The organism is Arthrobacter agilis (genome assembly GCF_002953615.1).
Classification (GTDB): Bacteria; Actinomycetota; Actinomycetes; order Actinomycetales; family Micrococcaceae; genus Arthrobacter_D; species Arthrobacter_D agilis_B.
The window spans coordinates 626741-630576 of record NZ_CP024915.1 but is presented as its reverse complement, the minus strand read 5'-3'; the positions used below and the strand labels follow the sequence as shown (position 1 = coordinate 630576).

Sequence of the window (3836 nt, the reverse complement as noted above, 5' to 3'; positions counted from 1 at the left end):
ACGGGGCGAGCCGGCGCAGGGACGTGAAGGCCGGGACGAGGGCGTCGTACAGCTCGGCGAAGACCGGCAGCAGGGAGGCGTAGACCGCGGCGGCGGCCGGCTGGGGGCGCACCGTCTCCTCGATCTCGACCATGTCGGCGACGACGTCGATCGACTCGATGAGGCCGAGAGCCTCCATCCCGAGCAGCGCCGCGCCGAAGCCCGAGCCCTCCTGCCCGTGTGCGAATTCGATCGGCATCCCGAACGTGTCGGCGAGGAGCTGGCGCCAGAGGGGGCTGCGCATGACACCCCCGGTCGCGCGGACGTGGGTGACGTCGAGCCCGGCGGAACGCATCGAGTGGAGCACCAGCGCCAGCTGGAGGCAGACGCCCTCGAGCGCCGCCCGCACGAGGTGCTCCCTGCGGTGCGCCCTGGTGAGACCGACGTAGGCGCCGCGAGGCAGCGAACTCCAGTGGGGCGCCCGCTCGCTGAGCAGGTACGGGAGCATGAGCAGCCCGCCCGATCCGGGAGCCACCCGCGCTGCCAGGGCCAGCAGTTCCTCCTCGGGCGGTTCGGCCAGGTCGGGGGCGATCGCGTCACCGGCCCACCCGAGCACCACCCCACCGTTGTTGATCGCGCCGCCGACCACCCACCGGGTGGACGTCAGCGCATAGCAGAACACGCCGCCGAGCGGATCCACCGCGGGCCGGTCGACCGCGACGCGCAGCGCTCCGCTGGTACCGATCGAGCAGGCCGCCACGCCGGGGCGCACGGCGCCCACGCCGAGGTTGGCGAGGGGACCGTCCGCGGCGCCGACCACGACGGGCGTCGTGCCGGGCAGACCCATCGCGGCAGCGGCGTCGTCCGTGAGGGCGGGCAGCACGGTCGTGGTGGGGACGATCTCCGGCAGCTGCTCGGGCTGGATGCCTGCGAGCGCGAGCGCCTCCTCGTCCCACGCCAGGGTGCTCATGTTCATCAGGCCGGTCGCGGAGGCGATCGAGTGGTCCACCACCAGCGCGCCGCAGATCCGCAGCAGCACGAATTCCTTGATGCCGACCCAGAACCCGATGCTCTCGCACAGCTTCGGCTCCTGCTCGCGGAACCAGACGAGTTTCGGGAGCGGGGACATCGGGTGCACCGGGGTGCCCGTGCGCCGGTGCAGGGCGAGCCCGCCGACCGACGCCCGCAGCCGTTCGGCCTGGACACGCGACCGGGTGTCGGCCCACGTGACGACCTCGGTGAGCGGTTCCCCGGTCGGGGAGAGTCCGATGAGACTGTGCATCGCCGAACTGAACGAGAGCCCTGCGACGCGCTGGGCGCCCACCTGGCGCACGACCTCACGCACCGACTCGAGCACCGCGGCGAGGATGAGCTGCGGATCCTGGACCGCCTGCCCCGGGTGGGGCTCGTCGAGCGGATAGCCCGCCGCATGGGACGCCTCGAGCGTGCCGTCCGTCCGGAAGGCGACCGCCTTCGTATTGGTGGTGCCGAGGTCCACGCCGATCACGACCGGCCCGGCCGGAGCTGCTCCCGGGGTCATCGCTCGCCGTGCCACAGCGAGATGACGACCTTGCCGGAGGTCTCGGAGTCCCGGGCGACGGCGAAGGCCTCGAGCGCGCGGTCGGCCGGGACCTCGTGCGTGATGACGTCCTCGATCCCCGGGGTGTCGTCGAGCAGTTCGATGGCCCGGTCGATCTCGTCGTCGAACCGGAAGGCCCCGCGGAGCTGGAGCTCCTTCGAGATCAGCGGGGCGAGATTGATGCCCCGGGGTTCGTTGGGCACCATGCCGACCTGGACGACGATGCCCGCCCGGCGGGCGGCCAGCAGGGCCGTGCTGACGGCCGCCGCAACGCCGGAACACTCCAGCACGACGTCGAATGCCAGGGCCGGGATCTCCTCGGTGCCGACCTGCACGGTGCCGTGCGCCCCGAGGCGTCGGGCGCGCTCCAGGGGGCCGGGGAGCACATCGGTGGCCACGACCTCGGCGGCGCCCTCGGCGAGGCAGGCAGCGATGGCGAGGAGGCCGATGGGCCCGGAACCGGACACGAGGACCCGCTTGCCCCGAACCCCTCCGGCGACCGTGATCCCGTGGAGGGCGACGGCGAGCGGCTCGGCGAGGGCGGCCCGACGCAGCGGCAGCCCGGACGGGAGCGGACGCACCATGTGCTTGTCGACGAGCAGGAACTCGCTCATCCCGCCCTGGGTGTGCGGCCAGGTGGAGGCGCTGCCGAGGTAGGCACCCCCGGGCCACAGGTGCCTGCGGTCCTCGATGCCGTGTTCCGGACGCCCGAACGTCGCGGGATGAACCGTCACCGGCGTCCCGGGAGCAAGCTCACCGGATGGGTCGGAGTCCACGGTGCCCGACACCTCATGACCGGGGACGAGCGGTTCGCGCACGACGTACTCCCCGTTGGCGCCTTCGTTGTAGTAGTGGAGGTCGGATCCACAGACACCTCCGAAGGCCATCCGGAGCCGGACCTGGCCCGGACCGGGCTCGGGTGTCGGCAGCTCGGCCTCGACGAGGTCGAGCTTGCCGTTGATGACGAGGGCTCTCATGTGGTGCCTTCCCTTTCGATTCGACGCCGGGCGGCCGCAGCCGCCGTGCAGGCTGTCAGACGACGGACGTCATCCCGCCGTCGACGAAGATGTTCTGACCGGACACGAAGGTCGATGCGTCGGAGGCCAGGTAGACGAGCGTCCCGACGAGCTCCTCGAACCTCCCCCACCGCTGGGCAGGGGTGCGGTTGATCACCCAGGTGTTGAACGCCTCGTCCTCGACCAGCGCACGGTTCATCTCGGTGGCGAAGTAGCCGGGAGAGATGGCGTTGACCTGGATGTTGAACCTGGCCAAATCGGCAGCCATGCCCTTGGTGAGCATGGCCACCCCGCCCTTGGTCGCCGAGTACGGCGCGATGGTCTGCCGGGCGAGCACGGACTGGACCGAACCGATGTTGATCACCTTGCCCGAGCCCCGCTCCGCCATGCCGCGGGTGACCTGCCGGGAGACGTAGAAGACGCTCGACAGGTTCGTCGTGACGATGTCGTCCCAGTCGGCCGGGTCGAAGTCGTTGAACGGCGCGCGCCGCTGGATGCCCGCGTTGTTGACGAGGATGTCCGGCACCCCGTGCTCGGCGACGAGCGCCGCGATACCCCGGGCCGCCCCGTCCGCGTCCGTGACGTCGAAGGTCGTGGTGGCGGGCACCGTCCCGGTCGCCTCACCGATGCTCGACGCCGCATCCGCCACGGCCCCTGCGTCGCGTCCGTGCACGATCACACGGGCGCCGGCCTGGGCGAGGCCGGTCGCGAGGGCGTACCCCAGGCCCCTCGAGGAGCCGGTGACCAGTGCGAGCCGACCGGTGATGTCGAACGCCTGCGGGGTCATCAGCCGATCCAGAAGACGAGGAGGGTCAGTCCGAATCCCGCCACGGATTCGAGCGACTGCTGGACGGTCCAGGTCTTCAGCGTGGTCTTCACGTCCATGCCCATGAGCCGGCCGACGAGCCAGAAGCCGGAGTCGTTGACGTGGCTGGCGAACACGGATCCGGCGGCGCTGGCCAGGGTGATGGCGGCGATCTCGAGGGGGCTGAAGCCGCCGGCCAGCACCGCGGGGGCCATGAGCCCGGCGGTGGTGACCAGTGCCACGGTCGCGGAGCCCTGGGCCACGCGGAGGATCACGGCGATGAGGTACGCGGCGAGGATGATCGGCAGCCCGATCCAGGCGAGGGAGTCCGAGAGCGCGTCACCGATACCGGAGGCACGCAGCACTCCGCCGAACATGCCGCCGGCGCCGGTGATGAGGATGACCGAGCAGACCGGGCCCAGCGCGGAGTCGAGCACCTTTTCCAGGGCGGTGCCGT

4 protein-coding genes are annotated in these 3836 nt (G+C 71.5%); all 4 read right to left on the bottom strand.

Annotated elements, in window-relative coordinates:
• On the bottom strand, window positions 1-1519 hold a 1519-nt coding region (locus tag CVO76_RS03090), incomplete at its 3' end, for a gluconokinase (RefSeq protein WP_208740635.1).
• Window positions 1516-2535: an L-idonate 5-dehydrogenase gene (locus CVO76_RS03085; RefSeq protein WP_208740634.1), complete on the bottom strand. Its 1020-nt coding sequence runs from the start codon at window positions 2533-2535 to the stop codon at window positions 1516-1518. The genes CVO76_RS03085 and CVO76_RS03090, both read right to left, overlap by 4 nt.
• Before the next feature lie 55 nt (window positions 2536-2590).
• Window positions 2591-3361 (bottom strand): SDR family oxidoreductase, encoded by a 771-nt coding sequence (locus tag CVO76_RS03080; RefSeq protein ID WP_208740633.1) that lies wholly within the window; start codon window positions 3359-3361, stop codon window positions 2591-2593.
• Window positions 3361-3836: GntP family permease (locus tag CVO76_RS03075; protein ID WP_279628591.1), on the bottom strand; the 476-nt coding region annotated here is incomplete at its 5' end. The genes CVO76_RS03075 and CVO76_RS03080, both read right to left, overlap by 1 nt.